We start from the raw sequence: 26,997 nt of genomic DNA, 5'->3' as shown, positions 1-26,997 counted from the left end.
AGTGCATGCGGCGTCGGCGCCAGACTGTCTTTTGCCACCCGTGGCCGTCTCCGTCCTGGTCGCATGACCGTCGTGTTCGCGCTCGCGTGTGCGTCTCTTTTGCTTCCGCACGCATCGCCCACATCGGCTGCCGCCGGCACACGGTTGATTCCGGTCTACGTTTCGCCTTCTATGAATTCGCTGCGCATCTACAACACGCTCGCCCGTGACAAGCAAACCTTCACGCCGCGCCAAGCCGGCGAAGTACGCATGTATGTCTGCGGAATGACGGTGTATGACTATTGTCACATCGGTCATGCGCGCGTGATGGTGGTGTTCGACATCGTGCAGCGATGGCTGCGTACGCTCGGCTACAAGGTCACGTACGTGCGCAACATCACGGACATCGACGACAAGATCATCCGCCGCGCGGTCGAGAACAACGAGCCGATCAAGTCGCTCACGCATCGTTTCATCGATGCCATGCACGAGGACGCCGATGCGCTCGGCGTCGCGCGTCCGGATATCGAACCGCGCGCGACCGACTTCATCCCGCAGATGCTCGGCATGATCGATGCATTGCAGGCGAACGGCTACGCGTATCAGGCGAAGGACGGCGACGTGAACTACGCGGTGCGCAAGTTCGCGGACTACGGCATGCTCTCCGGCAAGTCGATCGAAGACCTGCGCGCGGGCGAGCGCGTCGCCGCGAACGACGCGAAGGAAGATCCGCTCGACTTCGTCCTGTGGAAGCAGGCGAAGGCCGACGAGCCCGCCGACTCCGGCTGGGACTCGAAGTGGGGCCGCGGGCGTCCCGGCTGGCACATCGAATGTTCCGCGATGAGCTGCACCCTGCTCGGCGAGCACTTCGACATTCACGGCGGCGGCCAGGACCTGCAGTTCCCGCATCACGAGAACGAGATCGCGCAGAGCGAGGGCGCGACCGGCAAGACCTTCGTGAACTACTGGATGCACAACGGCTACGTGCAGATCGACAACGAGAAGATGTCCAAGTCGCTCGGCAACTTCTTTACGATCCGCGAGGTCCTGGAAAAATTTGATGCCGAGGTGGTGCGCTTCTTTATTGCACGAGCACACTATCGTTCGCCGCTGAACTACAGCGATGTGCATATCGACGATGCGAAGAACGGACTCACTCGCCTATATACGGCGTTGAAGGATGTCGAGCCGGACAATCAGCAACTTGACTGGAACGAGGCGAACGCGCAGCGTTTCCAGTCTGCGATGAACGACGACTTCAACACGCCGGTGGCCGTGTCGGTGCTGTTCGATCTCGCAAGCGAAGTGAACCGCACGCGCGATCCCGCGCTTGCTCGCCAGCTGAAGGGTCTCGCCGGCGTGCTCGGCCTGCTCGGGCGCGAGCCGCGCGCCTTCCTGCAGCAGGCGGGCGGTACGGGTGCGGAGCAGGGGCTCGCTCCGCACGAGATCGAAGCGAAGATCGCCGCGCGCGTCGCCGCTAAGCAGGCGAAGAACTATGCCGAAGCAGACCGGATTCGCGCTGAGCTGCTCGAAGCCGGGATTGCGCTTGAAGACAAACCGGGTGGGTCGACCGAATGGCGTCGCGTCTGAGCGCGGCCCTTCGAACCCTCTGATCGACTCACCAGGCAGGAGGCATGATGGCAACGGCCAGGAAGACGCCGGTCAAACGACCCGCGTCTGTTAGCGATGCGTCGGGCGCAACGAAGAGAACGCGCGCCGCGCAAATGAAAACGAACACGCAGAAGATCGATGGCGCCGGCGCGGCGAGCGGCCGCAAGTCCGCGGTCAAGCGTGCGGGCATCGGCGGCGCGCCGACCCGAAGCGCCGCGCTCAAGGCCGCGAAGCCGGAGAAGGCGGTGCGCCTGAACGGCGCCGCGCGCGCATTGAAGGCGGGCACGGAAGAGGCCGAAGCGTCTCCCGCGAAAGGCAACGGACGCGCGGTCGCGGGCGATGGCGCGAACGCGCAGTCGCTCGTGTCGGATACGCGCGAGGGCGAAGTCGTCCGCAAGTCGCGCGTCGTCACGTCCGACGCGGCGGTGCCGGTCCAGGTCGGCGGACTCACGCGCGAAGTCGTTCGTCCCGACTACTGGGACCGCGCCTGCGCCGACCTCATGAAGCGCGACCGCATCCTCAAGAAGCTGATTCCGAAGTTCGGCGAGATCCACCTCGTCAATCTGGGCGATCCGTTCTCGACGCTCGCGCGCTCGGTGGCCGGTCAGCAGATTTCCGTGAAGGCGGCGCAAGCCATCTGGGAACGCGTGAAGGGGGCGTGCCCGGAAATTCATCCGGCGCAGTTCATCGGCCTCGGTCACGAGAAGCTGCAGGCGTGCGGCCTGTCCAGGCGCAAGGCCGAGTACATCCTGGATCTCGCGCAGCATTTCGAATCGGGCGCGCTGCACGTCGACGCCTGGACGTCGATGGACGACGAAGCCGTGATCGCCGAGCTCACGCAGATCCGCGGCATCGGCAGATGGACGGCGGAGATGTTCCTCATCTTCAACCTGTCGCGCCCGGACGTGCTGCCGCTCGACGATCTCGGCCTGATCCAGGCGATCAGCGTCAACTACTTCAGCGGCGAGCCGGTCACGCGCAGCGAGGCGCGCGAAGTGGCGGCGAACTGGGAGCCATGGCGCACGGTCGCGACCTGGTACATGTGGCGCAGCCTCAATCCGATCCCGGCAGATCACTGAGATACCCGCGCGCAAGCACGCGCATGCAAGGCGCGGAGGGGCGAACTATCGTTGCTTTATAATCGATAGTTCCCGCGCGAATTTTTGAGGGACGGACGCGGTTAGAATACGCGCTGCCCGATGTTCTAGGACTCGAACACATGAAGACCACGTTTCTGGATTTCGAGCAGCCGATCGCTGAACTCGAAGCGAAGATCGAAGAACTCCGCTTCGTTCAGGACGATTCGGCCGTCGATATTTCGGAAGAAATCGAGCGGCTGTCGAAGAAGAGCCAGCAACTCACGAAGGATCTCTACGCGAACCTGTCGCCGTGGCAGGTTTCGCAAATCGCGCGTCACCCACAGCGTCCGTATACGCTCGACTACGTGAACGAGCTGTTCACCGATTTCCACGAATTGCATGGCGACCGCGCCTTCGCCGACGACCTCGCGATCGTCGGTGGTTTCGCGCGCTTCAACGGTCAGCCGTGCATGGTGATCGGCCATCAGAAGGGCCGCGACACGAAAGAGCGCGCGCTGCGCAACTTCGGCATGCCGCGTCCGGAAGGCTATCGCAAGGCGGAGCGCCTGATGCGCCTCGCCGAGAAGTTCAGCCTGCCGATCTTCACCTTCGTCGATACGCCGGGCGCGTATCCCGGCATCGGCGCGGAAGAGCGCGGGCAATCGGAAGCCATCGGCCGCAATCTGTACGTGATGGCGGAGCTGAAGACGCCGATCATCACGACGATCATCGGCGAAGGCGGCTCGGGCGGGGCGCTGGCGATCGCCGTCGCCGACGTCGTGATGATGCTGCAGTTCTCCACCTACTCGGTCATCTCGCCGGAAGGCTGCGCATCGATTCTCTGGAAGAGCGCGGCGAAGGCGCCGGAAGCGGCCGAGGCGCTAGGTCTCACGGCGCATCGCCTGAAGGCGCTCGGTCTCATCGACAAGATCGTGAACGAGCCGCTCGGCGGCGCGCATCGCGATTCGAAGGGCATGGCCGCGCTCCTGCGCCGCGCGCTCGCCGATTCGCTGCGCCAGTTCCAGGGCATGAGCGTGAACGACTTGCGCGAGCGTCGCTTCGACAAGCTGATGGCCTACGGCAAGTTCAAGGAATCGATCCCGGGCGTGTAATCCCGCCCTCTTTCGTCTCACGATCTCTCGTGATTTCCGATAACGAAACCCCGGCCGGCCGCCTCGTGCTCGAGGCGGTGCGCGCGGCAGTTTCGGATGCGAATCTTCCCGCCGAATCTCTCCTCGCCGTCGCACTGAGCGGCGGACTCGACTCCACCGTTCTGCTCGATGCGGCCGTCCGTTGTTTCGGCGCGCCGCGCGTCGTCGCGCTGCACGTTCATCACGGCCTGAGTCCGAATGCGAACGCGTGGGCCGCGCATTGCGAAAGCATTGCTGCGTCGCTCGACGTGCGTTACGCGGAGCGTCATGTGGATGTCGCGCGCTCGGGCGGCGAGAGCCTCGAAGCGGCGGCGCGCGAGGCGCGTTATCGGGCGCTCGACGCGCTCTGCGACGAGCACGGCGCAAGCGCGCTGCTGATCGCGCATCACGCCGACGATCAGGCCGAAACAGTGCTGCTGCAATTGCTGCGCGGCGCCGGCGTGGCGGGCCTCGCGGCGATGGCGCCGCAGCGGGCGGACGGCGCGGTGCCGCGTCTGCGGCCGCTCTTGCGGCTGTTGCGCGCGCAACTCGAGCAATACGCGCACGAGCGCGACCTGAGCTGGATCGACGACGAATCCAACGCCGACACGCGCTATTCGCGCAACGCGCTGCGGCATGACGTGCTGCCCGTGCTCGCCGTGCATTTCCCCGGTTTTCGCGATGCGCTCGCGCGCACGGCATCGCACGCGGCGTCGGCGCAGCGGCTGCTGGATCAGCTCGCGCGCATCGATCTGGAACGCGTCGAAAGCGCCGGCGAGGAAGGCGCGCTCAAGCTCGACGCGCTGCTCGCGCTCGACGACGAACGGGCGATCAACCTCGTGCGGCACTGGATTCGTTCGTGCGGATTGCAGGCGGCATCGACCGCGCGGATCGCCGACATGCTGCGTCAGTTGCGCGATGCGGCCGGCGCGCGCGACGGTCACGCGTTGCGCGTCGATCACGCCGGGCATTGCCTGCGCGCCTATCGCAACGCGCTGTTCTGGGAGCCGGGCGACAGCGGCGACGCGCCCGATCTCGACGAAGGCGCATCCGCGCCCAGGGCCGCGGTGGAACTGCAGTGGCAGGGCGAGGAAGTCTGGCGTCTGCCGCACTGGCGCGGCTCGTTCGTGTTCGAACCGGTCACTTCGCCCGCCGACGACGTGGTCGGCGAGGGCGTGCTGCGCGCGGCGCCGCTCGTCGCCCGCTCGCGTTCGGGCGGCGAGCGCATGCGCGTGGCGGCGCAGGCGCCGAGCCGCACGCTCAAGAACCTGTTTCAGGAGCGCGGCGTGCCGGCGTGGAAACGCGACGTTCCGCTGCTTTTCATCGGCGGGGCGCTGCTGTTCGTGCCGCACCTCGGGGTGAACCGGGAAGCGGCGCCCAGCGCGGAGCACGGTCCGTTGCGCCGCATCTCGTGGCGGCCGGATCTGCTGTTGACTTGAACGTGGCCGAAGGCCGTTTCGGGAAGCTCGGCGCCGAAGCCGGTAAAATCGCCGTGACCGGCGCTCCATCTTGTAATTTCAGCCTCGATCGGGTACGGTAACTCGTTTTCGCCCAAGCGCGTTTTTGCGCGGCATCTCCGTTCAAAAGACTCGATTTCGCCCGCAGCGACGCATATAAGCATCCATGCGAGCGCGCGACGGGCGTGCGGCATCGCCCGCGTATCGTACTGGCTTCAACATCCCCCGAAGCGATCGAGCGCGAGTTTCAGCGCCGTGCATTGAGCGCGTGAAGCGCTGTTTTCCCTCCAGTTCAAAACGACAATGGCACTCATCGTACACAAATACGGCGGCACTTCGATGGGCTCGGTCGAGCGCATCAAGAACGTCGCCAAGCGCGTCGCCAAATGGCACCGGGCCGGCCACAAGATGGTCGTCGTGCCCTCGGCGATGTCCGGCGAAACGAATCGCCTGCTCGGTCTCGCGAAAGACATCAAGGCCGATCCGGACCCGCGCGAACTCGACATGATTGCCTCCACCGGCGAGCAGGTGAGCGTGGGGCTTCTCGCCATCGCGCTGCACGCCGAAGGCCTCGACGCCGTGAGCTACGCCGGCTGGCAAGTGCCGATCAAGACGGACAGCGCATTCACCAAGGCGCGCATCAGCGAAATCGACGGCGAGCGCGTGCTCAAGGACCTCGATGCGGGCAAGGTCGTGGTCATCACGGGTTTCCAGGGTGTCGATCCCGAGGGCCATATCGCGACGCTCGGCCGCGGCGGCTCGGACACCTCGGCGGTTGCGATCGCGGCGGCGATGAACGCGGACGAGTGCCTGATCTACACCGACGTCGACGGCGTCTACACGACCGACCCGCGCGTGGTGGAAGAAGCGCGCCGGCTCGATCGCGTGACCTTCGAGGAAATGCTGGAGATGGCGAGCCTCGGCTCCAAGGTGCTGCAGATCCGCTCGGTGGAATTCGCCGGCAAGTATCAGGTGAAGACGCGCGTGCTCTCCAGCCTGACCGATCCGCTGATGCCGCTCGAAGACGAGATGCACTCGGGCACCCTGATTACTTTTGAAGAAGACGAGAACATGGAAAAAGCAGTGATTTCTGGCATCGCGTTCCAGCGCGACGAAGCGCGCATCGCGGTCATGGGCGTGCCCGACAAGCCGGGCGTCGCGTATCAGATTCTCGGACCGGTCGCCGATGCGAACATCGACATCGACATGATCATTCAGAATCAGAGCGTGAACGGCAAGACCGACTTCACGTTCACGGTAGGCCGCGGCGACTACCAGCGTGCGCTCGAAATCCTGAACAACCAGGTGAAGGGCCACGTGCAGGCGGAAACCGTGCTGGGCGACCCGAAGGTGTCGAAGGTGTCGGTGGTGGGCGTCGGCATGCGCTCACACGTGGGCATCGCGAGCACGATGTTCCGCACGCTGTCGGAAGAGGGCATCAACATCCAGATGATCTCGACCTCCGAAATCAAGATTTCGGTGCTGATCGACGAGAAGTACACCGAGCTCGCCGTGCGCGCACTCCACAAGGCGTTCGAGCTGGATCGGGCGTAACTGTCGTATGACACGGGCGTGAAGGCTCGCGGGCCTTCGCGCCTTTGTGCTTCGTGGTCGCCTGGGCGGCGTTTCGGCATCGACGAATTCAAAAAAATCGTCATGCGAATTTGACCGCCGCGTGCGAACACGCTATTATCTCGATCTCGTTGCGCTGCACTCCCGGCGTAACGAAAAGTTTGGGAGACGTGGCCGAGTGGTCGAAGGCACTCCCCTGCTAAGGGAGCATCTGGCTAAAAACTGGATCGAGGGTTCGAATCCCTCCGTCTCCGCCAGCAATGGCGGCGAAACCCCGTGAAGTCTAGGCTTCACGGGGTTTTTGTTTTCTGGCGACTCGCAAACCGACTATCAAAACGATCGGTGCTTGGAAAGCGGATTCCCACCGGAATCCAGCGGACCTCCATGGTTCCAGAAAGTAAGAATACCCTAAGGTGGAGAGTCTCTTGGCGCGCCCTCGCCGGCCTGGCGCCGACGCAGGTTCGAAACCGCCAGGTGGCGATGAAAACCCTTGTGGCGGTAGATGATGGACCGTCTGAGAGCGCGTTAAGGCTGCGGCCGTTTGCGGGCACCCATCCGGGCGAACCGAAAACCAGTGATAATCGCGGTCGAGGGCAAAAGAACGGAACGCGGTTCATAAGGAACGGGGGCGCGGATGACCAAGTACGAACGTGGTTCAGAGTGGCGGCAGTGGGACCTGCATATTCACACACCAGCGTCGTTTCATTGGAAGGGTAAGCGGTTTGATTCCGATCCTACGTCTGCTTCCAATCGGACCCTCGTCGATGAGATGATTAAGGTGCTGAATACGGCCGAACCGGCGGTGTTCGCACTCATGGATTACTGGACTTTCGACGGCTGGTTTGCGCTTCGTCGACGATTGAAGGAGTCCGATGCTCCGACGCTGGAGAAAACGGTCTTCCCTGGCATTGAGCTGCGGTTGGCGGCACCCACCAATTGTCGGCTCAATGCGCACGTTCTGTTCTCGAACGAGATCGATGACCAGTCGCTCCATGATTTCAAATCGGCCCTGAAAATAGAGCTAGTCGAGCGCCCCTTGTCCGATGCGGCGCTCGTCGCGTTGGCGCGCCAAGTCGGTGCCGACAAGCTCAAGCATCACGGCTTTGACAAAACCCAAGTCGATAAGGACGATGCAACCGCCTTGCGTGCTGGATCGACGATCGCTGAAATCAATTGCGAATCCTACAAGAAGGCGATCAGGCAGGTGCCGAACGGAAATGCCATTGGGTTTATGCCGTACGATACGAGTGATGGACTCGGCGAAGTCAAATGGCAGGACCACTACGCCTATTTCCTTGGCCTTTTTCAGAGCTCGCCGATTTTTGAGTCCAGGAATCGCGATCTTCGCGACGCGTTTGTCGGCGAGGAAACGCTGGGCAATACGAAGTTCTTCAAGAATTTTCAGGCGGGTTTGAATCACGTTCCCCGGCTGGTTGTGTCCGGAAGTGATGCGCACTGCTTTGTGGGCATTAAAGGCGACAACGATCGACGGGGCTATGGCGATTACCCGTCCGGAAAGGCGACCTGGATCAAGGCCGATCCCACCTTTCAGGGGCTGCAGCAAGCGATCCTGGAGCCATCAAAGCGGTCCTACGTTGGTGAGCGTCCTCCTAAACGGGAAGAGATCGACGCCAACAAAACGTACTTCATCGATGCCGTAGAGGTCCGCAAGGCGGACGGCACCAGTGCCGTCGGAAACTGGCTTGATGGGATCAAGCTGCCACTGAACCCCGACTTGGTCGCGATCATCGGGAACAAGGGAAGCGGCAAGAGTGCGCTCGCGGACGTGCTGGCCTTGCTCGGAAATTCGCGTCAGACGGCGCACTTCTCTTTTCTCAAGAAGGAACGCTTCCGGGGCAAGTCGGGCGACCCCGCAAGGCATTTCGTTGGTACGCTGTCGTGGCTCGACGGCAATAGCGAACATCGCAATCTCAATGAAAACCCGCCACCAGATAAGGTGGAAATGGTGCGGTATATCCCGCAAGGCCACTTCGAGGAGCTCTGCAACGCACACGTGTCCGGCCGTTCCGATGCCTTCGAAAAGGAATTGCGCGCCGTAATCTTCTCGCATGCCGATGACTCCATTCGGCTGGGGGCGCTCGATTTCGATCAGCTTGTGGAACAGCAGGAAAGAACGTTTCGTTCCCAGCTTAACGAGCTTCGCAAAGAGCTTCGTGGGGTCAACCAGCGGATCACCGCCTGCGAAGAGCAACTTCAGGCGCAGGTGAGGCGAACCTTGGAGGAATTGCTCGCACTCAAGACCCGGCAGATAGAGGAGCACGACAAGATCAAGCCGGCTCCGGTCGCTGCGCCTAGCGATGAGTTGTCGCCCGAGCAGCAAGCCGCGACAGCCGCCCTGGCTGCGGTCTCCGAAAAGCTCCGAAGCCTCGACGAGCGTGCAACTCAGGCAGCCGCGACCCGGTCGCAACTCGCCGGCAAGTCCAAGGCGGCACAAAATACGAGGGAGCACCTGCGACTCCTTGAGCGTGCCTACAAGCAGTTTGTGGATGATACGACCGTTGATCTTGTCACGATGGGCCTGAAGGCGCACGATCTTGTGACGTTCTCCGTCATGTCCGAGCCGTTAGACGACGTCGAGACGCACGTAGCGAATGCGCAGGCAAAGCTTGGTCAGTCGGTCGACGCTGACGTTACGAGCAAAGAGGCGTTGTTGAAGGAGCAGGCCAGCCTTCAGGCGAAGCTCGACGCGCCACAGCTTCTCCACCAGCAAAATCTGAGGGCGATCGAAAACTGGAATGTCAAACTGGCCGAGCTGGTCGGCTCAGCCGACGCGCCTGATACGCTGGAAGGCTTGCGGGCAAGGATCACGCAGCTAGATGAACTGCCGGGTGTGCTGAACGGCTATCGTGCGACACGGGAAGGGCTAACAGGCGAAATCTTCGATGTGCTCGAGGCGCAGCGGAAGGCACGTGAGCGGTTGTTTAAGCCGGTGCAGGACCTGATTCAGGGCAACCGTCTCATCCGGGACGAGTACAAGCTGCAGTTCCAGGCAACGCTCGGTGGGTCAATTGATCTGCTATCGGAAGACCTGTTTGTGCTGATCAAGCAAAATGCAGGCGAGTTTCGAGGCGGCGATGACGAAAGCTTCGGGGTTGTCCGCAAGCTGGCAGAACAGTATGACTTCAATCAACGCAGCGATACCGTTAATTTTGTGGCCGCACTTCACGACAAGATCGTCGCAGCCGCTTCGGGGAACAGCGCGAAAGCGTCCGTCGGTATTGGAGGCATGCTGCGCAAGGACAAGTCAGCCACTGACGTATATGACTTGCTGTTCGGGCTGTCGTTTCTCGAGCCACGTTACTCTCTCCTTTTTCAGAACACCAAGATCGAGCAATTGTCGCCAGGGCAGCGCGGCGCGCTGCTGCTTATCTTCTACCTGCTCGTTGACAAAGGGCGGAACCCGATCATCCTGGATCAACCGGAAGAGAATCTCGATAACGAGACGATCGTCGGCCTGCTTGTGCCTGTGCTTACCGAAGCCAAGACGCGCAGGCAGATCATCATGGTGACGCACAATCCGAACCTTGCGGTGGTATGCGACGCGGAGCAGGTGATCTGGTGCAGCTTTGATCGAAAGGGCGGGCCAAGGATCTCATACGCAGGAGGCTCCATCGAGAATCCGTCGATCAACCGCCGCGTGGTGGACGTGCTGGAGGGTACGAAGCCGGCATTCAATAATCGGCGGATCAAATATCACTAACGGCGTTGGAGTCGGCCTGTCGGGCCAACGGCGCAAGGGATACCTGAAATCAGCGTGTCAGGATGGCGCGATCGTGATTGCGGACGATGCGACGCTTACTCAGGCCTATAAGGCGCTCCGCACGCACCACCCAGCGTTGCAATCGTTGAGCTGCTGTTTTCTGAGAGACCATTGAGCTCGAAGAACTGCAATTTCAAGCCGACGTGGAAAGATAGCTATGGAAAAGACGCAACCTGAGGGCGATAAATCCGGCATGCATGATCAACAGGGAACGAGTACGGCCGCTAGTGGGCCTGCTGGAGCCCACTTTGAAGGGCAGGTTGCAGCGTTTTATCTGCTTGCAATGCTTTGCGGAGCGCCGCCGCGTGGTCTTCCCGGCACAACGATCGATCGAATTGCCCTTCAACAAGCGAACACCGGGCGACCGCTTGACGACGTGATCGTTCATGCAGTCGATGCTTCCGGCAGACCCGCGGTGCTGGAAATACAGGTAAAGCGGACGATCACGTTCACCCCTGCGGACTCAGTGTTCCGAAAAGTTGTAGGCCAGATTGCCGAGGCCGTGCGCCGCCCGAACTTTTGGTCAACTCAGTATGGCTTGGCAATCGCTACGGCCAGAGGGTCGCGCAAGATAGATGGTCCGTATCAGGACGTACTGACACTGGCGCGACAAATCGGAGATGCGGAGACATTCACCGCGCAACTCAAGCTTCCTGGTGTCGCAAACGGCGACATGCGAACTTTTGTCGAGACGTTCCAGGGGCACCTTAAGGAAGAGGGGGCGCCTCACGACGACGAAACGACTTGGAAATTGTTACGGCGGCTTCAGATTCTCACGTTTGACTTCACAGCCCCAGGCTCCGTGTCGGAGGATCTCGTTCGAGAGCGAGCACTCCGGACGTTACATGCCGATGATGCCTCGCGAGTGGATGCGTTCTGGGGAAATCTTGTCGAGCTGGCCATCAATGTAGCCAAGAACGGAGGGGACAGAAATCACGCGACGCTTTTGGAGTCTCTGCATCCTCGCGGATTTCGCTTCGCCGCAGACCGGCGGTATATAAGCGCACGGGCAGCGCTGGTTGAACATGCCCGCCAAGCGCTCGACGACATCGACAACCGTGTAGGCAAGGTCGTCCTTGCGCGCCATGAACGTGTGGCAGCGGTGCACGAGGCTTTTGATGTTGGACGTTATGTCGAGATTCGTGGCGACGCTGGCGTGGGTAAGTCCGGCGTGTTGCGTCAGGTGGCGGAGTCCTTGCAGACCCAGGGGCAGGTTCTTGTCTTGAGCCCTGGTCGTTGCGTTCCGCGCGGCTGGACAGCCATGCGCGCGCAGATCGGCTTTGAAGGTACCGCCCATGAGCTTTTGGTTGAGCTTGCCAATGACGGCGGCGTGATCTTGTTTGTGGACAACCTTGACTCTTTCAGCGACGAGGAGCGTCTCACCGTTGTGGACATGCTCCGAGCTGCTGCAGATGTCTCAGGCGTATCGGTTCTCGCCACCGCTCGAACCGAATTTGGCGTGGAGGAGCCCAGTTGGTTGCCTGAGGACGCACTCGATAGATTGAAGCGGGCGTCGCCGGTGATGATCGATGCATTGAGCAAGGCGGAGATCGAACAACTCGCAAGCAGCGATCGAGCATTGAGCCCATTGCTCAGCGAGAACCATCCTGCCCGACAGGTGACAAGGAATTTGTTCCGGCTCGCTCGCGTCGCAAGTAAGCCTGCGACCGACCCTTTGCCACACACAGAAGCTGAGATGGCCAGCCAGTGGTGGTTCACGGCTGATGGCGAGCGTGGCACCGGATGGCGAGACCGGGCTCGTTTGCTGAGTGATCTGGCCCAGCAGACGCTCACAGGAACTGCCGATCTTGATGTCAGTACACAGCCGGCACAGCCCATTGATGCATTGGTCCAGAGTGGCACATTGCGCAGCCTGGGCCCGAACCGCGTCTCCTTCCGCCATGACGTGCTGCGCGAATGGGCTATTGCCTGCGCACTGCATGCTGATGTCGGCCTCATCGACCGGCTGGATCTGAAACGCCCCGCAGTCGCAACGCTTGCGCGCGGCATCGAGCTAGCTGCCAGGATGATGGCTGAGCGCGCAACAGATGGTTCTGGGTGGAACAGCTTTTTGGAGCGCTTGAGCGGTGACGGCGTGCACAAGTCCTGGCGGCGCGCGGCCATGCTTGCGCTGGCTCGCTCTGAAGCGGCCGCTGCCGTACTACCACGCGTCCAGTCTCTCTTGTTTGCCAATCAGGCGTTGCTGCTCCGTGAACTCCTTCGCACGGTCATGGCCGTCGAAGTTGCACCGGCTTCGACGGCCTTTGCTGCTGCTGGCGTCGATCCCAATCTCATGCCGGCGGGGATGACGATACCGAAGGGTCCCGCTTGGCTCGCCCTCGTGCTGTGGCTCCTGAGCATCGGCGACGGCGTTCCCGGCGAGGCTATTCCAGAAGTGGTTGATCTGTATACGAGCTTCTCGATGGGGACACTTGGGCTCACGGCCATCACGCCGCTTACAACGCGACAGCTGTATCGATGGCTGAGATTGATGGAACCGAGGAACAGCCCGTTTGGCTCAAATGAAGGATCCCGATTCTGGGAAGGCTTTGAGCGCGATCAAGTGCAGTCGGTCCGGCGAGATCTGCACAACGGATTCATCATGTTCGCACGCACCACCCCTGATGTGGCCGCCAAATATCTTCGGGCTGTCGCGCAGGGCGAGCATAACGACGACTTGATCCGAAGCATCCTGAAGATGCGTGGGACTTTGGCGTTGGCGGCTCCCTCTGAGCTGGCCCGGCTGACCGAACAGGCATTGATTGAAAAGCCGCGTTCCCGCCGTCGCCGGTTCCGTGACGAGCGGGAAGAGGCCTTCACCTTCATCGATCACGAGTTTCTTCCAGCCTCTCCAGCGCAAGGTCCGTTCTTCGAACTGCTGCTGCACTCGCCAGCAGATGGACTCCCGCTGATTCATCGCTTGGTGGACCATGCGGTCGTCCACGGCACTCGTGGTCGTGACGCCGGCGCCAACGCAATCAGGTTGGCGTATGCGGATGGCACACGCGTCTTTCCTTGGACAGGCACCTATTTCTGGTCTAGGAACAGCGGCTACTACGCCATAACATCGGCGCTTATGGCCTTGGAAGCATGGGCCCATCGACGTATCGAAGCCGGTGAAGCCTTCGATGCCGTTCTAAAAGATGTACTCGGGCCACCAGGATCGTGCGCGGCCTATTTGCTTGTGGCGGTGGACCTGATCATCTCGCATTGGCCAAAGTCGGCCACGTCTGCTGCAGAGTTTCTTGGATGCCCCGAACTCCTATGCTTGGACCATACGCGGCAAGTTCATGATCAGTTGGAGAGCCCGGACTTCTTCGGGCTGAAAGCGATGCAGACCGAACCGCTCGGGATGGTCAGTGCCGCCGAACTGAACAATCGGTTGTCCAGGCGCGTGACGCTCGATGGGCTGATCGGCAGCTGCGCTCTGTCAACCGACCCTGAGCAACTGCAAAAGCTAACAGGACTGCTACGCGATGCGGCTGATCGCCTGGGACCAGCCGGAGCCCAAGCCGATCTCGGCAATCCGGAGTTCATGGTTCTGCATGCGTTGAACCTTGCCGATCCAGCAAACTGGCATGAGGTCGATGTGCCGCGTGAGGATGGTTCGACAGGTAAGGCCCGCCAGTACATATCTCCAGCTGCAGAACAAAATCACCTGCAAGCGCTACGGGACGCTGCGTCAGTCAACTCGTCCGACTTCGCGATCCAGAGCGCGATCACTCTCGGGATCGACGATCCTTCCCGTTTCTCGCCAGATCAACTCCAAGCCGCGGTAGCCTGGGCCAGCAGACCCGCTCCGGAACCTACGGCATCGACGAGTGATGATAGCGATGACACCTCGCTAAGCATGCGGTGGGAAGCAGTGCTTGCCGCTGCGATGATGGTCATGCGAGACGGGGATACCAACTTGAGGAATGCATATGGCGACTGGGCACGTGCCCGGTTGCAGGACGCGCTCGCGTCCGATATCCATGATCCCGTGCATCAAGTTCGAGCTGGCCTTCGCTTTAACCCGGTTGCAATCGCCTATACAGGACTGATCTACGCCGCAGTCCACAGCAACACTCAAGAAGACGTGAGGGCCTTGCTCGCGGTGGCGGCAGAAGGTCATCACGCGGCTGCTCACGGCTTTGGCGCTGCAATCGAAGCGCTATTGGGAGTTGATGAACGCCTGCCTCGGGCAATTCTTCGCTGTGCGCTCCGTGCGTGCGTCGTCCCCGTTCGCAAGTGGGACATCGCTGAGGAGGAGAAGGCGGTTCGTGACGAGCGGCGGAAGGCGGCCGCATTGGCTGCCGTTGATGCGGAAATGGTTTGGCTGGAAGGGGCTGGGCTCGAGCCTGCTTGGCCCATTTTTCCTAAGGAGCACATCCGTCCCAGACGACATATTCGATTGCCCGTGGCTCCCATGCAGTTTGAAGATCCGACTGAAGTTGAAGAGGAGGTACACCACCAAACGGCAGCGTTATGGCTCCGTCAGGTGCAGGGACTTGGCAACGCAGACAAGTGTCCATGGCTTCGCGATGTTGCCGATGCCTACATGCCTTGGACGATTGCCGCGAACGGTGGCGACCTCACTGACGGAGAGGAAGCTGACGACACACCCTCGGAATGGAATAACGTCTTCTTCGCGCTAACAGCCCGCTGCACGGTTGGTCTCGGCGTGGCCCAGGTCGCAGATATCGTGAGACCGATTGCCGCGCTACCCGAGCAGAACTTCTTCGACGTTCTCGCCGACTTCCTACGGAGCTTTGACGCGGTCTACTTTGGTGGTGGCAATATGGACGCTTCTGTTGCTGTTGCCGTTCGATCAGGGTTCGCTGACCGCATGATGGAAAGCTGGGGATGGAGGCGTCTAAAAGGCACCAAGGAAACGTCTATTGAATGGCACATTGCCCCGGCGATCGCCACGCTATTCTTTAACGACTACAACCGTGTCGCACCCACGAAGAGCTATCTCCTCGAAAAGGGCGTGGAGCGGCTCGGGCCGTTTCTGCCAGTTCTGGCCCGGCTCACTCTTGCTGGACCGTCGCCCTTTGTCGCCCTCGTACTACTCAATCTTTTAGAAGTTGCGCCGCGCGCGGAATGTCTCGGTCTACTCGTTCAAGCAGGGAACATCTGGCTCAAAACGTATCCTGACTTTCGGTCATTTTGGGTCGATCATAGTTTCGGTAAGCGATGGTGCGGAATCGTCGAGAGAATTCATATTCTGGACCCTGTGGTGATCGACGCCGACGCGGCAATTCGGGTCGACGTGGCCAATATCGTGGCAGAGTTGGTTGGCCTTGGCGTTCCTGAAGCGAACCGACTGGAGGAATTACTCAACGGTCCAAGTGGCCGATGAACTTCAAGCTTTCCTATTTTCAAGTAACGTGGGGAATACGCTCGCGCTGATTCCGCACATATGGGCACGTTGGACGTTGTGGTCGAATGCACGGTGAAAACCGCGCAGACGAGGAACCTCATCTACGTGCATTCGATCTCCAGTGCTAGGAAGAAGACGTAGGAATACAAACAGAGTGACCCGTGCAATGGACTTTATCGAAAAGCAGATTCCACCGCCAAAGTCGTGGGAGAAGTTCGAAGATTTGACTCGCGCATTGTTTGCCGCAGTGTGGAAGGCGCCTCTCGCTCAGAAGAATGGCCGATCTGGTCAACAGCAGCACGGCGTCGATATCTATGGTACGCCAGAGGTTGCGCCAGGCAAGAATTTTGGCGTGCAATGTAAGGGGAAGAACAAAGGCTACAGAGCCAAAGCGACCATCGCGGAATTCGATGCAGAACTTGCAAAAGCGGAGAAATTCAAACCTGCGCTTGGACATTGGACGTTTGCTACCACAGCCCCCAACGACGCAACACTTCAGGAACATGCCCGGCTCGTGTCCGAGCGCCGTGAGAAGGAAGGAAAGTTTCCTGTCGTTGCCATTGGCTGGGACACGATTCAAGCGCTGCTGTCCAGTCATCAGACAGTGGTGGAGGAGTTCTATCCTGAGCATGCAGGTGATCTCCCCAAGATCATGGCAGCGTTACGTGCGCTACCACGAGCTGACGAACTCGATCAGATGCGGCGGAGCCTCATCGCGTTCGTGCCACGATCAGCGGTAGTCGAGACCGAGGTTTCGGAGTGGTCCGAGGTTCAGTTCGAGGTTGCGCGTGATCTCGGACCTGCATTGATGGGGCGCTCGCTCGGGCCGGCAGATGTCGCGGCGTGTCCCACGCTTCCGGAGGTAGCTCTGCTGACTGCTGATCTAGAGCGGGCTGGCTCTGCCCGCCTCGCAGGCGTGCCCGGCGCCGGGAAGTCAATTTCAATCCTTCAGGTAGCGCGCCAAATGCATGACCGCGGCTGGAGGGTTCTACGGTTGGCTGATCCGATGGGAAGAGTGCCGCCCTTTGATGAGAGCTCAAATCGAACCCTCTATATCGTCGATGACGCGCATCTGACCCGCCCCGCGTTACTTCGCGAGTTGGAAGAACGGGCGACCGCATCGTGCTGGGTGTTGAGCGCTTACACGATCTCCGACGACAAGGGCGGCTTTCCTGGTGCCATTCAGCTTGATGCTAAACGTGCTGTCCGGGTCATTGCGGACGGCTTGCGGTCTTCTCCCGAGGCGACGCTTGCGGCCGTTCGTCGCGCCGATGATCGGATCGGCGATCGCCCAGGAGACGAACGGTTCGATCTGCGGCTCGAACACGCGGCGGAGCAGGCGCTCTACCCGTGGCAGTTTTGTTTCATCCTGGGAGGAGGGTGGAGGCGGGCAAGCGCATTGGCAAGCACCGCCCGTGCAGCTGGGGCAGACCTGCTGCTTGCCGCTGTGGCGATCCGTCAGTTGGCAGCCCGTGATGCACACTGTTCGCGCGACGCATTGCTGCGATTAGTTGGCGACGCGTTGCCGATTGCCGAAAGCAACGCTGCGATCAACTGGTTGGTAGCGCAGCGATTTTTGTTGAGTTTTGACGACCTTCGCTGTCCGCATCAGCGTCTCGCCAGTGTTCTTCTTGCGCGCATTCTCGACGGGCAATCGGCCGAAGAGCGTCAGATGGTTGCCTGCGTGCTCAAAACGGTGCTCGCTGACGGTGGGATGCCGTTAGGCGGCCTAGCTGTGCTGCTGGGCGAACTGTCGATGGCAGATGGGTATGGGCAGTGGCGTTGGCTGGTCCAGCAGGAATGGCTGCCCCCCGTTCTGGCGCGCTGCTGGGCCGCGACAGACCCACTCGATATTCGACATGCGTGTTGGGTACTCAGCAACCTGCATGGTTACATGTCGGATGAGATGAGCCAGATTGCCAGCCACAAGGAAACTCTTGCAGAATGGATAGAGGCGGCGCCCGAAGGTGCATGCTATGCGATTGCCCGCGTCGTCAATCATGTACTCAATACCGATAAGACGCTTGGCGAAAGCATCGTCGCGCTGGTTGATCCATGCGTCATGGCTCGGGCTATTAGTACCGCGTCCCCATTACACGCTGGCGAGATCGCCGATTTGCTTTCCACGATCGGAGCTGGAAGAGATGATGAATGGAAGGCTTGTTATCTCGAACACATCGACCGCGATGCGTGTCGCCGTCTGACCTCAACCTGGCCGCAGGATGCCTACCTGTCGGTCGTAGCCGATTTCTGCAAACATTTTTGCTACTTCGAGCAAGAGTTCGGATTCACGCTGATCGAAGTACTGATCCCGGCTATTGCTGATCGGTTACGAGCTAATCCTCAAGATGCGTTCGACGAATTGCGCGATATCGTGTGGAACGCGTTGAGACTCTACGATCCACTTCACATCTATGTAGGTAAGTTGGCGCCCTCTCGACGTATGCGTCAGGTGGGTCGCAAGATCTGCGCTTGTTGGTCGCCAAAAAATCTTGCAACCGAACTGTCGCGCAGCACGCACCGAAACTTCCAAGCGGCTGCGGGGCTCCTCAGCTTCATGCACAAGGCGTCGCCAAAGCAGTTCGAGGCGACCATACTCGCACTCGATTGGAACAAGATCGATCAGACAATAGGTGCAGATTGGGCAGAAGGGATCGGCAATGCAAAGATGCTGCTGGGCGTCGCGTATACCGTACCTGCAGCGCGATTCGAAATCCAAGCAATGGTTGAACGCAACGAGTCGCGTATCGTCACTATGTCCGCGCATCTTGCGGCGCTCGCCCCCGCTAGCGCGCTACGTCATGTAGCGGCAGGAAGACGCATCGCACTTTGCCAGGGAGGCCACGTCGATTGGCAACTGGGAGCATTGGTCTTGATAAGGGTGGTTCAGTCTGAGCTGACGCTTGTTCCGGTTTTACTTGAACCACACTATTGTGGATTGGCGGAGGCGCTTTCGCAGCCTAGCCCGACTTTCTACAATGACGGCTTATTTTTTCTACGCCTTCTCGTACAAGTCGAGCCTGTTGGGTCGACTCGGGTGCTGGATCACATTGATGTTAAGAAAGCCCAAATTGGCTGGCGCAACGCGATTCGCGGACTCGAGAACAATCGTGAGCCTGGCGCAAAGGCGCAAGCACGGCAGGTCGTTTCTTTGCTGATACAGCACGCGCTTGATCGCAATGACGCTGTCGGCGAACTTGCGCGTCAACTACGGCGTGACTTTCCTAGCAAGTCCGTACCTTCCGCCAAGACTGTTGAGCCGATTGACTTAACCGAGCCTATAAAGTGAGCACGCCGACGATGGCTGGGAGTAGTGGTGGAGGCGCTACGACGCTGTTCATGATTGGGTGGGGGCTATATGCAACACACATGAGCCTGCCTTCAGGCGGCCACTGAGTAAGCACCCGGTAAACGCACCGAGGCTCGTGAGGTGCCGCTGATCAAGCCGCGGCGAGCGTCCAGCGATGCGGAAGCAGCGCCGCGATGTCGTTGGCACGATGCGTGGGCAGTCGGGTATGCACCGATGCCAATTCAGTCTGTTGCTCCTGTCACTTGCCAAAGGCATCCGTGCCGCGGCCATCGTCTCTAACGCGGGTTCTCGATGACGCAGCCTACCAAAGCGCCATTCTCGTTGGCACGACTTGGTTTAGGCCGTGCCCGGTTCGCGGATTGCCCGAGTCGCGCAATGCTTTCATTGCGCGAGAGATTTCAGGAGCGATCGCCGACGGGTCCGTTTGCAACGAACGAAAGTAGCGCATTATCGTACCCGCCATAACATCGGCCACTTGGATGCCCAGTGACTCATGCGAGTGGCTGAATTCCATGCACGCCGAGTGCGTGAAATGGTAGTCGGCAAAGGGAACATACGGTACCTCGCCGACTTCTTTTAGGGCTTCAGCATCTAGCTTGGCCTGGCGAAGAATATGCTCAAGCTCAAGTTGCTGATCGTGGACGATCCGTACGCCCGCCAGCTGTCGCTTAAGAAAATAATTGACTCTCGCATAGATGTTCGTGAGGGATGTCAGATTGGGTAACATCCACACGTTCTTTCCGTGCTTGTTGATGTCGGGCCGCGGAAGAAATCGGAGGTGGGCAAGGGGATCGTCCTTTCGCATTTCCCCGTATTCGGTAATAGCCTCCCGTGCCATGGCTTCGATCGAAAGCCCGAACTCTCGCGTGCGATCGTGTTGCTGGAGCGTTTGAGCCAACCGAAATTGGCTGCCAAATGCGCTCATCAGCGAATGATCCGATGGGTTAAGACACGATTCGACGAACCGGTCCAGAACATGATCCGATACATGGTCGTAGAGAAAGTCCACAAGCGTATTGCGGAGGAAGTCGGACGCTTGGTCATGGCCAAACCCCAGAAGAGCAGGCAGGAGTTGGCTGGTCACAAGTTGAATGCATACAAAGTATCGCTTGTCGACCACCTCAGCGAAGACGGGCAAGCCGTCGCTTAGGAGCGCTTCTATGAGATCAGCAGCGAATGCGGGTTTGCTGGTGAGACTCTTCGATTTAAGTTCGCCGGCCGGTAGGCGGTGTTTGGCTTTTAGCCCAGTGACGAGGGTTGCAAGCGCTTCCTCGTTTGCGACCCCAACACACGCCAGCGCAAAGTACGGTTGGTCCAGGAAATCATACGCTGTGCCGGATTTTACGAGATCCCCGCTGTGGCCGCTTTCATCGATGTAAAAGGAGCAAGTCATATCCCCGCCTGCTATTTCCGACGGTTTCGCCGCTTTGAAGTGTTCCGCATTCTCTTCAGGCGCTTTTCCGCTTTCTTCCTATCTCGCCGAGGCTGTTGCGAAGCCTCCTGAGGGAATTGCGTAACACGTCGTAGCGCTATCCTCTGATCAGCTTGAGGGAATTCGTCTTGGCGATATTGCCAGAATTCCATTGCATCGCCCCATAGCCCCAGTTCGCGGCGCATTCTTTCGAGTTCCGCAAGCTCCTCGACCGTCCACGTTTCCTTCGTTAGCGCAAAGAGATCTTCTGTTGAGCCTTCATATTCCTTATGTGGGTTGTCAAATGCGATGCCAACGAACGTGGTTCCCAACGGTGCTTTTAGCCTCGCTGTCTGGACATAAGCGTGCAGGATAGCCATGCGATATTGACGGTATTCGTCGTAGGTCTCATCTCGCCGTTTTGCAACAACGACGAAGACGTACACCGTCTCGCCGGGAACGCCGCCGTAGACAAGCCGACCAAGCCTATCTCCGGGCGCCACGCGCTGCAAAGCGCCAATGAACGCTTCAGCGAGCTGGCGCCGGCGGAACCGGGTTTCCGCAGCCATCAACCGGAGGGCCTGCTCCGTTTCTCCGGGACTCTGATCCACGTACTTTTCATGCAAGCTCGGATCACCGTACTCAAGAAAGCGGTCAATGAGGTGATCCCATTCATAACTGATGCGATCGACCAGCTTCTTGCGTTTGTAGCCCGGATCATCGTGAAGGGCTTGGTAAAAGCCCTCGGTGAAGAAAATCACTTCGGGCTGGCGGTCGCCCTCGGGAGCGTCGAAAAAGACATGTTCAATCCCATCGGCATCCATAGTCCTTAGGTACGCCGCGAGCAGTTCCTCTTCGCCGTAGGCCGTCACTTGGGTGTTGGCTTGTCCGAGCAGGCCCTCTCGTTTGCTGAGATACGCGAGGAAGTCGGCCGTGGTGTCGAGTTCGCCCAGTACCAGTTCAATGGATACCTCGTCGAAGACGTGCACGAAGTGTTTGTCAGGCTGCGGGCGCCCAACGATGAACGGTGTCCGGAGATGGTCGTCGCCCTCGATCGCGCTGTTTAGTCCGAAAGAACCCAATCCATTGCCTTCGTGATGGGCCAGAGCAGCCTCGCGGCTGCCTCGGGTAACCGCGACCAAATGAAATCTCGTGGAATCCTGGGCCGGCACGGGTACGGCCAGCGGACGAGTACATTTCGCATCCAGATAGGCCCGCTGAGGAAAGCGTTGTAGCCACGATTTGGCGCCATGCAGTTGCTTGCACGAGTCGAACACAGCGCGCTTGTACCAGCGGGGCCATGCGATGGGCAGGTCTTTGTCAGCGTGAAACCTGATGTGCTTGTCGGAGAAGATGATGACGTCGTCCCCGAAGATGACAAGGGCGTCACACAGCTCTCGTGTACTCCCCTTGCCATCCTTGAAACCCTCGTCGGTGAACACGTTGGTCTGGGACCAGAGACGAAGAAACGACTTGCGGCATAGCGCGGTGAGAACGCGCTCTGACGCGTTGACACCTTCGGACTCTGCAAGGTCGAAAAGACGTCGGATCGTGTCGTCGGGTTCGGTATTCGAAGACATTCAGGAATCGGGCCAATTGGATAGCCGCGAGTTGATTCAGATGATGGATCATAATGCATTCGTTCGGGCTTCTCGCGACAGGGGTTGCCGTCGTGGTACAGCGTCCGCGGCACGCGGTTGATTGGTGTGCATTGTCATCGCGGTAGCGACCACCATCGCTCTCGCGTTGCGATTCGCGCATCACGGTCGGGCGTGCAAGGCTTATGTTTTTTTGCCACAGCCAACCGCCGGCGGCGCGTCCTGGTTGATGATCTTCAGATAGGGATTCGTGGGCGGGACGTCGGCAAAAACGAGCGACGCCGTGCGCATAAGATAACCGTGTAGCCGGCGACTCTTACGAGGGCCGGCGACTTCGCAGGTCCAGATGTTCAAACCATTGTCCTGCTTGCGGTGGATCCCGAGGCGCTCGAAGCGCTTCTGCATCCATGCCCATTCGGCTTGTTGCTCTTGCTTGGCGAACCGGGCGACTTCGGGATGTTCTTGTGCATAGCGCTGAAAAATGCCTGGACTCACGAGGAAAACTGTCCCGGCGATGGTATGCACCAGCGCTTTTGCATCGTTGACGATCAGGCGCCGTGCCTGGATGCCGTCTCGCAGCCATGCGATGAAATGCTCTCCGGATGGTGTCGTCCCAACGGAGGGGGCGGGTGCTGCAGCAGGCTCGATGGACGATGGTGCTTCAGTGTGCGCTATTGATGGCTGAGGCGGCACGTCGTTCGCGGGCGTCGGTTGAGGTGACGTCGATGGATCGCCGTGTGCATCGGCAACGGGTGTTAGCGGCGAGCCGCCGAACAGATCGAGCAACGCATCGATGGTGTCGGTGGCAGGGGCGGGAGGGGAAGATGCCGAGAGACTTGTCGTTGGCGACAGGGCCGTATTGCCCGCGATAGGGGTTATCGTCGTTATCGATGTTTTTTCGGCCGTATCGCGAGCATCGTCAGCAGTGCCTTGCTCGATGCGCACCGTGCCGGTAAATGGCGAAGGTCGGTCGTCGGTATCCCATATCGAGGCGGGCGTGAGTTTGAGGAACGTAAAGCTCTGCGTCCAACCATTCGAACTCGCGACAGTCGCCTTCCAGACGGCTTTGCCGTCGGCGGTCGGTTGCGCGATGCCGTGCTCCTGCAACACGTCGAACAGCGTCGGATTGCTGTCGGGAATGCCTTCCATACCCTGAGCCAGCAATGATGCGCGCAGCTTGTCGGCGACGGTCTTGCTGACGAGCCATAGCGCGTCCTGGGTCAACCAGCCATCGGACGCTTGAGGCTGGTTCAACTTCAATTCGTTACGCACGAGATGCCGCAATCCATCGCGCAGCTTGCGCTGCAACGCCTGTTTCGGCGCGAGCAGCGCCTTCTGCGGATTGCCGCCGAGTTCCTGCGCGACGGATGCCTGGTCGGCCTGCGTCACGAGTTCGCCAAGCACGCCGGCCTGCTCCTTGTGGCCGGCGAGGACGTAGAGCAGTGCCGACCACAGCTCGGGGCATCCGCTGAGCCAGTCCAGAACTGCGCGATCGAGGACCTGCATGGTGAGCAGGCTGGTCGCGACTTCATGCAGCCGATAGCTGCGGTCCTTTCGATACCGGAAACGATACGGACGAGTGAGTGGGCCATGCCATGGCTGCCAGCGCTCGCCATCCGCGTATTCAACGTGTATGTCGACAGCGATCTTGCCGATGTCGTGCAGTAGTGCCGCATAGGCCGTTGCCGCCGTCCACGCCTCCGCTTGCGCAGCCTGCGCTTCGGGCGGTGCGCCCACCGGCAGCAAACGTGACTGCCGCAACTTCAGCGCGTACGCGACGATTTCCAGACCGTGGTCCAGCATGCCGCCGGGATAGGCGTGGTGGTGACTTTCGGAAGCCGGGAACTGCTGGACCAGCGCGGCGTAGCGTTCCAGCGGTGCGCGATAGAGCGTGGCGAACTGCGCGCGCGACAGCGACGTGCGTTGCCAAATGTGTTCCAGCAGCTTCTGTCGGCGAGGCGTCGCCAACAAAGTCGCAGCCGACTCCGGCCGCAGTAACCCTTGGGGCGTTGCCGCAGGAGCGGGAGCCGGGGAGGGCGGTGGACCCTTTGGACGATGGAACAGCGTGAACATGATCGAATGGATGGACGGGAAGCCGGTGGCCTTTTGCCTTTTCGCTTTTCCGGGTAGGGCCGTTCCCCTTGTGCGCCATTCCCTTGATGCCCTTGGTCCTTTGGCCCTTTGCCGCACCCCTTTGGAGATACATCCGAATCAGTGGGGCATGCCGCATAAAAACCGGTTTCGCGGCACTCCTTTTGTTGGCGCACCGCTGGGACGTTGACGCTGGCTGGAGACCTTGCGCCGGTGGGCGCGGCGGGCGTCGCACACAAAAATTTCACGCCCCCCATTCAAAGATTCAAAGGATGGGCCGATATCCGGACGGCCTGGCCGGGGAACAATTCAGGCATCGCCACATCTCGCCAGAGGGGCATGGAATGGGGAATGGATGGTGGAGAAGCGACTGGCTCAAGCAGTGTGCCGTCGCAGTGGGATATGCGTTGATGTACATCGCCCTGCATCCGGTCTCGGATGGTCACTGGGCGCTTCGGTCCGGGTTGCGTCTCTCCTGCTTGTTGCTCATGCCGTATCGTTACTGGCCGGCGTTGCTTCTGGGCGAAGCCCTGCCGAACGCGTACGAGGTATGGCCCTGCCGGGACTTGTACGGACTGGCCTTCGTGAGCGTCCGCTGCATTCCGCCCATCCTGCTCACCATGCCGATCGTTGCATGGTGTCGCCGTAAGTTGCGATTGTTCCCGGCGCCGCATCTCGTGGATATGAAAATCCTGATGTTGTGCGTGCTGACGGTGACGATGATCGGCACGGCCTATAGCTATCTGGCGATTTCGCTTATCCAGATCGCATCGTTTGATGCGAAACCGGTCATGGCGCTGGGGTACTTCATCGGCAATTACATCGCGATTCTCGGGACGGTGCCGGTGGTGCTCATGATGAAGATGGATGCGCGTACCGAGGGATGGATGGACCGATTGGGCCGCGCCCTGTCCGGCCGGATGGCACTGGACATCGCCCTGTTCGTGGTGCCGTCGATCGCCGTGTTGTCGGTGGTCAGTCTCCACGGCGACAACGACATGCGGCAGATCGCGCGCATGGCCATGTTCCTTCCGGTCGCGTGGGTTACCCTGACACACGGTTGGCGTGCGGCGGTCGTCGGTGGGACCTTGGCGATCATCAGTACGTGCCTAACCACACAGTCGCGTCCTGATCCGCAGATTCTCGAAGCGCAGGCGTTCACCGCGTTGGCGATTACCTGTCTCATGGCGACGGGTGCTCGGATCAGCGTCCAGTTGCGGCAGGATGAGCTCAAGCGGCGCGAGGACATCCATCTTCAACGTCTGGCCAGACAGGGGCTGCGTATCAGTGAGCAGCGACGGCGGCAGACGTCCGAAACGCTGGAATTTCTCGCCGGCAGCTTGTACCTGACCAACAGCCGTCTGATGCAGCAACTGCGCCGGGTCGTGCCCAGTTCGGAGATGGATGCGTATCAGCGGCAACTGGCCGCTACACAGCAACGCGTGTACGCGCTGGCGGAAACGTTGCATCCCGTTGCGTGGCGTGAACGGGGGCTGCCTGCAGCGTTCAGCCAAACGATTTCACGCGCGCTGGACGAGGCCGGGATTGCCTACCGCTGCGTGATCAGCGGGCGCGGCTTCGCCCGCATGTCGACATCGGTGTTGGGGGCGGCCTATCGAAGTGCCTGCGAAGCAGTGGTGCTGGTCACGAAACGGCTGGCTTGCTCGCGTGTCGGTGTGACGTTGCGGGGCGGTGAAACTCATGGGAGGCGTTGGCTGGTGTTACGTGTGGAAGGTCTACACGAGGATGATCGCGTCGCGAATGCCGTCGTGCGATCCATCGAGCGCAAACAGATCGCCACAAAGCTTGGCGCAAGCGGGCTGGACATCGAACAGTTGCACGCCCATGCGCGCATCTTCGATGGCACCTTGCACGAACGGTCGTGGAAGGCGGGTGTCCGCATGACGATCTTCCTTTACGACGTCCAGCAGGACGCAGAGAACGCCGGAACAACCGCGGAGCCTCTGCGCCTGTGGGTGCATTGAGCCCGTCTTACGGACTGCCACCGCCACCGCAGTTGTACGGGTCCTGGCAGGTGTTCGCGGTCGTGAACACGGTCGTGCCGTTGCTTTGAGGCGTCGCCGTGATCGTGGTCGTGCTGTCGCGATAGATTGTCTGCGTGGTGGCCTTTGCCGTTGATGCCGCATCCGTGCGCACGTAGGACGCGTCGCTGCCGACCGGCAATGCAATCGACGTCCCGCCCGCTGTACCGATGGCGGCATGCACGGTTCCGTTCAGATCGTTGATCTGAACATACTTGATGCCATTCAAATGAAACACGTAAACGTGCCATTGGGGACTGCGGCTTTGGTCCGTGGCATTGGGCCACGATTGCCCCAGACCCGTGGCGGGTGTAACGGTTTGTGCGAACGCGGCGGACGTCATGCCGATCGCCATGCATCCAGCCAGTGCGAGCTTGCGTGAAAGGCTTCCGTGAGTGCAGGACATGCGCTTCCCCTTCGTGGTGAGATGGTAGTGGCCTACCGGGAGCGCAGACTGTAGCAGGGGCATGTTGAGGCTGATATCACTCCTCGCAGCGTGCCCGTTGCCAACGACGCGAAGCGCGATGCCGCGCATCATGCTTCACGTTCGCTACACATTCTTTTGCGACCG

Annotated in this window: 13 protein-coding genes and 1 tRNA gene; 10 read left to right on the top strand and 4 right to left on the bottom strand. The window is 60.2% G+C overall.

Going from position 1 to position 26,997, the window contains the following annotated elements; genetic code table 11:
* Window positions 1–171 precede the first annotated feature (171 nt).
* From cysS to AWB83_RS00745, 9 genes are all read left to right on the top strand, one after another.
* A complete protein-coding gene (gene cysS, locus AWB83_RS00785) occupies window positions 172–1,569 on the top strand; it encodes a cysteine--tRNA ligase (RefSeq protein WP_087042346.1) in 1,398 nt (465 codons plus the stop codon).
* 47 nt (window positions 1,570–1,616) lie between these two features.
* A complete protein-coding gene (locus tag AWB83_RS00780; protein ID WP_087042563.1) occupies window positions 1,617–2,669 on the top strand; it encodes an endonuclease III domain-containing protein in 1,053 nt (350 codons plus the stop codon).
* Between the two features lie 140 nt (window positions 2,670–2,809).
* A complete protein-coding gene (locus AWB83_RS00775) occupies window positions 2,810–3,781 on the top strand; it encodes an acetyl-CoA carboxylase carboxyltransferase subunit alpha (protein WP_087042345.1) in 972 nt (323 codons plus the stop codon).
* Between the two features lie 29 nt (window positions 3,782–3,810).
* Window positions 3,811–5,238, top strand: coding sequence for a tRNA lysidine(34) synthetase TilS (gene tilS / locus AWB83_RS00770; protein ID WP_087042344.1), 1,428 nt, complete (start codon window positions 3,811–3,813; stop codon window positions 5,236–5,238).
* 321 nt (window positions 5,239–5,559) lie between these two features.
* Window positions 5,560–6,810 carry an aspartate kinase gene (locus AWB83_RS00765; protein ID WP_087042343.1) on the top strand — a complete coding sequence of 417 codons (1,251 nt, stop codon included), beginning with the start codon at window positions 5,560–5,562 and terminating at the stop codon, window positions 6,808–6,810.
* A 182-nt stretch (window positions 6,811–6,992) separates the two neighbouring features.
* Window positions 6,993–7,085: transfer RNA gene (locus tag AWB83_RS00760), tRNA-Ser, on the top strand.
* A 377-nt stretch (window positions 7,086–7,462) separates the two neighbouring features.
* The gene (locus AWB83_RS00755) at window positions 7,463–10,549 is read left to right on the top strand and encodes a TrlF family AAA-like ATPase (RefSeq protein WP_087042342.1); all 3,087 of its coding nucleotides are present in this window, start codon (window positions 7,463–7,465) and stop codon (window positions 10,547–10,549) included.
* A 217-nt stretch (window positions 10,550–10,766) separates the two neighbouring features.
* Window positions 10,767–15,953: an NACHT domain-containing protein gene (locus tag AWB83_RS00750; RefSeq protein WP_087042341.1), complete on the top strand. Its 5,187-nt coding sequence runs from the start codon at window positions 10,767–10,769 to the stop codon at window positions 15,951–15,953.
* Window positions 15,954–16,140: 187 nt separating this feature from the next.
* Window positions 16,141–19,263 carry a hypothetical protein gene (locus AWB83_RS00745; protein ID WP_087042340.1) on the top strand — a complete coding sequence of 1,041 codons (3,123 nt, stop codon included), beginning with the start codon at window positions 16,141–16,143 and terminating at the stop codon, window positions 19,261–19,263.
* 322 nt (window positions 19,264–19,585) lie between these two features.
* On the opposite strand, the gene AWB83_RS00740 is transcribed toward AWB83_RS00745, so the two are convergent.
* The 3 genes from AWB83_RS00740 to mobH form a co-directional block, all read right to left on the bottom strand.
* Entirely contained in the window at window positions 19,586–20,677 is a 1,092-nt protein-coding gene (locus AWB83_RS00740; protein WP_087042339.1) for a DUF3800 domain-containing protein, read from the bottom strand.
* Between the two features lie 11 nt (window positions 20,678–20,688).
* Window positions 20,689–22,275 (bottom strand): hypothetical protein, encoded by a 1,587-nt coding sequence (locus AWB83_RS00735; protein WP_087042338.1) that lies wholly within the window; start codon window positions 22,273–22,275, stop codon window positions 20,689–20,691.
* Window positions 22,276–22,476: 201 nt separating this feature from the next.
* Window positions 22,477–24,366: a MobH family relaxase gene (gene mobH, locus AWB83_RS00730; protein WP_087042337.1), complete on the bottom strand. Its 1,890-nt coding sequence runs from the start codon at window positions 24,364–24,366 to the stop codon at window positions 22,477–22,479.
* Between the two features lie 86 nt (window positions 24,367–24,452).
* Between mobH and AWB83_RS00725 the strand changes: the two genes are divergently transcribed.
* Window positions 24,453–26,369, top strand: a complete 1,917-nt coding sequence (locus AWB83_RS00725) for an MASE1 domain-containing protein (protein WP_341866671.1) — start codon at window positions 24,453–24,455, stop codon at window positions 26,367–26,369.
* 7 nt (window positions 26,370–26,376) lie between these two features.
* Here AWB83_RS00725 and AWB83_RS00720 read toward each other — a convergent pair whose 3' ends face one another.
* Window positions 26,377–26,832 (bottom strand): hypothetical protein, encoded by a 456-nt coding sequence (locus AWB83_RS00720; RefSeq protein ID WP_143749999.1) that lies wholly within the window; start codon window positions 26,830–26,832, stop codon window positions 26,377–26,379.
* Window positions 26,833–26,997 lie beyond the last annotated feature (165 nt).

This window comes from Caballeronia ptereochthonis (assembly GCF_001545075.1).
In the GTDB taxonomy this organism is placed as follows: domain Bacteria; phylum Pseudomonadota; class Gammaproteobacteria; order Burkholderiales; family Burkholderiaceae; genus Caballeronia; species Caballeronia ptereochthonis.
This window is presented reverse-complemented; position numbering and strand designations above follow the sequence as displayed.

What these genes read in the sequence shown, in the direction of transcription:
- AWB83_RS00780 (WP_087042563.1), top strand. Translation starts at nt 1,617, where the DNA reads ATGGCAACGGCCAGGAAGACGCCGGTCAAACGACCCGCGTCTGTTAGC.
- AWB83_RS00720 (WP_143749999.1), bottom strand. Translation starts at nt 26,832, where the DNA reads ATGTCCTGCACTCACGGAAGCCTTTCACGCAAGCTCGCACTGGCTGGA.
- AWB83_RS00765 (WP_087042343.1), top strand. Translation starts at nt 5,560, where the DNA reads ATGGCACTCATCGTACACAAATACGGCGGCACTTCGATGGGCTCGGTC.
- AWB83_RS00775 (WP_087042345.1), top strand. Translation starts at nt 2,810, where the DNA reads ATGAAGACCACGTTTCTGGATTTCGAGCAGCCGATCGCTGAACTCGAA.
- AWB83_RS00725 (WP_341866671.1), top strand. Translation starts at nt 24,453, where the DNA reads ATGCCCTTGGTCCTTTGGCCCTTTGCCGCACCCCTTTGGAGATACATC.
- AWB83_RS00735 (WP_087042338.1), bottom strand. Translation starts at nt 22,275, where the DNA reads ATGTCTTCGAATACCGAACCCGACGACACGATCCGACGTCTTTTCGAC.
- AWB83_RS00755 (WP_087042342.1), top strand. Translation starts at nt 7,463, where the DNA reads ATGACCAAGTACGAACGTGGTTCAGAGTGGCGGCAGTGGGACCTGCAT.
- AWB83_RS00740 (WP_087042339.1), bottom strand. Translation starts at nt 20,677, where the DNA reads ATGACTTGCTCCTTTTACATCGATGAAAGCGGCCACAGCGGGGATCTC.
- cysS (WP_087042346.1), top strand. Translation starts at nt 172, where the DNA reads ATGAATTCGCTGCGCATCTACAACACGCTCGCCCGTGACAAGCAAACC.
- mobH (WP_087042337.1), bottom strand. Translation starts at nt 24,366, where the DNA reads ATGTTCACGCTGTTCCATCGTCCAAAGGGTCCACCGCCCTCCCCGGCT.
- AWB83_RS00750 (WP_087042341.1), top strand. Translation starts at nt 10,767, where the DNA reads ATGGAAAAGACGCAACCTGAGGGCGATAAATCCGGCATGCATGATCAA.
- AWB83_RS00745 (WP_087042340.1), top strand. Translation starts at nt 16,141, where the DNA reads ATGGACTTTATCGAAAAGCAGATTCCACCGCCAAAGTCGTGGGAGAAG.